This is a genomic window from Segeticoccus rhizosphaerae, from assembly GCF_009192725.1.
GTDB lineage: Bacteria > Actinomycetota > Actinomycetes > Actinomycetales > Dermatophilaceae > Segeticoccus > Segeticoccus rhizosphaerae.
Window position 1 is genome coordinate 1 of record NZ_VOHR01000444.1, and the last position, 2532, is coordinate 2532.

Below are 2532 nucleotides of genomic sequence, written 5' to 3' on the forward strand. Positions count from 1 at the left end.
GCCGGCGCCGACCTCACCGGCCGTGAGGCCCTGCGACGCGGCGGCCGCGTCGGCGCCCTCGGCGCGGTCGGGCTGAGCACCTTCTTCCTCATCCACGATCTCGGCAAGCCCAGCCGGTTCGTCAACATGCTGCGCGTGGTCCGGCTGACCTCACCGATGTCGGTGGGCAGCTGGATCCTCGCCGCCTACGGCCCGATGGCCGGCATGGCGGCCATCTCAGAGGTCACCGGTGGCCTGCTGCCGGGTCGGCTCGGCAGGCTGGTGTCCGCGCTCGGGCGTCCGGCCGGTCTGGGCGCAGCCCTGTTCGCTCCGCCGTTGGCGAGCTACACCGCGGTCCTCGTGGCGGACACGGCCACGCCTGCCTGGCACTCGGCATACCGCGAGCTTCCGTGGGTGTTCGCCGGATCCGCCGCGGCGGCCTCCGGTGGCCTGGGCATGGTCGCCAGCCCGCTGTCGCAGGCCGGCCCGGCACGTCGGATGGCGGTCGGTGGCGCCGTGCTCGACCTGGTCGCCGGCCAGCAGATGGAGCACTCCATGGGCCTCGCCGCCGAGACGCTGCACGAGGGGCGGGGCGGCACGTTGATGAAGCTGAGCCAGGGGCTGACCGTGGCGGGAGCCCTCGGAGCAGCCGTGCTCGGACGCCGCAGCCGGGTCGCTGCAGCGCTGTCCGGTGCGGCCCTGCTGGCCGGCTCGGCCTGCACCAGGTTCGCGATCTTCGAGGCCGGTCAGGCGTCGGCGAAGGACCCGAAGTACACCGTCGTCCCGCAGCGCGAACGACTGCAGCAGGCCGAGCAAGCAGCCCACTTCAGATAGCCCGACCCTTAAGGAGGGGACATGACCAGCAGCACGACCACGCCCACGGACAACCCGACCAAGGGCCGATGGTGGCTGGTTGCCGCCGCCCTCCTCCTGCAGTTCTCGATCGGCGCGGTCTATGCCTGGAGCGTCTTCAGCAAGGCGCTCGCCGACTCGGAGGCGTTCCACCTGACCAAGGTCGAGGCCTCGCTGCCGTTCACCGTGACGATCGGCATGATCTTCATCGGGTCCTACCTCGGTGGGCGGATCCAGGACAAGCAGGGACCCCGCATCGTCGCACTTGCCGGTGGCGTCATCTACGCCGTCGGCGTCGTGATCGCCTCGTTCGCCGCAGACCGGAGCCAGCTCTGGCTGCTCGTGCTCGGCTACGGCGTGATCAGCGGCTTCGGCCTCGGCTTCGCCTACATCGTGCCGATCGCCATGCTGCAGAAGTGGTTCCCCGACAAGCGGGGTCTGATCACCGGGCTTGCCGTGGGTGGTTTCGGCTTCGGTGCCGTGCTCACCTCGCCGATCGCCCAGGCGCTGATCAAGAACAACCAGGACGTGCCGACGAAGGTCTTCCTGCCCCTCGGGATCGGCTACCTCGTGCTCTCCCTCATCGGCGCCTCGTTCTTCCGCAACCCCCCGGAGGGCTACCACGTCCCGGGCTACTCACCCGCCACCACGGGACGCACCGTCGACAGCGGCAAGGACTACACCGAGAAGGAGGCGCTGCGCACGCCACAGTGGTACATGCTGACGGCGATCCTCACCCTCAACGTCACGGTGGGCATCGCGCTCATCGCCGAGGCCGCCGCCACCGCAACCTATGTCGCGGGTTACACCGCGGCCGGGGCGGCAGGGCTGGTCGGCGCGCTCGCGATCTTCAACGGCGGCGGACGGATCGTCTGGGCGGCGCTGTCGGACCGGATCGGACGGATGACCGCCTTCGCCTCGATGCTCGCGATCCAGGGGGTCTGCCTCCTGCTCGTGCCGCACACCAGCAACGCGGTCCTCTTCTTCATCCTCGCGGCGCTGATCTACCTCTGCTACGGCGGCGGCTTCGGCACCATGCCGGCGACCGCTGGGGACTTCTTCGGCGTGAAGTACGCCGGGGCAATTTACGGCCTGATGATCCTGGGCTGGAGCCTCGGTGGCATCTTCGGCCCGATGATCATCTCGGCCCTGATCGGCGGTGACCGCCACTACACGCTCGGCTACACCACGATGGGCATCATCGCCCTGGCCTCCATCGCCCTCCCGCTCATCACCAAGATGCCCCGCACCCGGAAGACGGTGGACGAGGGAGTGCTCGGGGAGGAGAGTGTCGTCGGCGAGACCTGACCGGGCGGCTCCCCCGCGGTCGTGCCGGCGTGACGTGCGGTCCGGTGGGTCAGCGTGACTTACTGGTGTCATGGACGTCCAGCAGGCCATGCAGGAGACCCCGAGAGAGCGGTTCCTCCCGCGGGACCAGCGGATGCACGCCGAGGCCGACCGGGCGCTGCCGATCGGCGCCGGGCAGACCGGGTCACAGCCCACCACCGTCCGCACCATGCTCGGGTTGCTCGAGGTGTGTCCCGGCCAGCGGGTGCTCGACGTCGGCTCGGGGTCGGGCTGGACGACGGCTCTGCTCGCCCGCCTCGTGGCTCCGGGCGGTCGCGTCATCGGGGTCGAGCTCGACGAGGGCCTTGCCGCCTGGGGCGCCCGGAACGTCGCGGCCAGCGGCGTCGTCGGCGC

General features: G+C 70.4%; 3 protein-coding genes. All 3 read left to right on the top strand.

The window, feature by feature from the left end; translation table 11 throughout:
* Positions 1-813 (top strand): NrfD/PsrC family molybdoenzyme membrane anchor subunit (gene nrfD / locus FRW57_RS20375; protein ID WP_152186913.1); only part of this gene is annotated, 813 nt, incomplete at its 5' end.
* A 21-nt stretch (positions 814-834) separates the two neighbouring features.
* The gene (locus FRW57_RS20380; RefSeq protein WP_137122181.1) at positions 835-2139 is read left to right on the top strand and encodes an L-lactate MFS transporter; all 1305 of its coding nucleotides are present in this window, start codon (positions 835-837) and stop codon (positions 2137-2139) included.
* Between the two features lie 70 nt (positions 2140-2209).
* On the top strand, positions 2210-2532 hold a 323-nt coding region (locus tag FRW57_RS20385; RefSeq protein ID WP_420853273.1), incomplete at its 3' end, for a protein-L-isoaspartate O-methyltransferase family protein.

Bases quoted from the DNA above. Each gene is read 5' to 3' on its own strand.
- FRW57_RS20380 (WP_137122181.1), top strand. From the start codon at position 835: ATGACCAGCAGCACGACCACGCCCACGGACAACCCGACCAAGGGCCGA.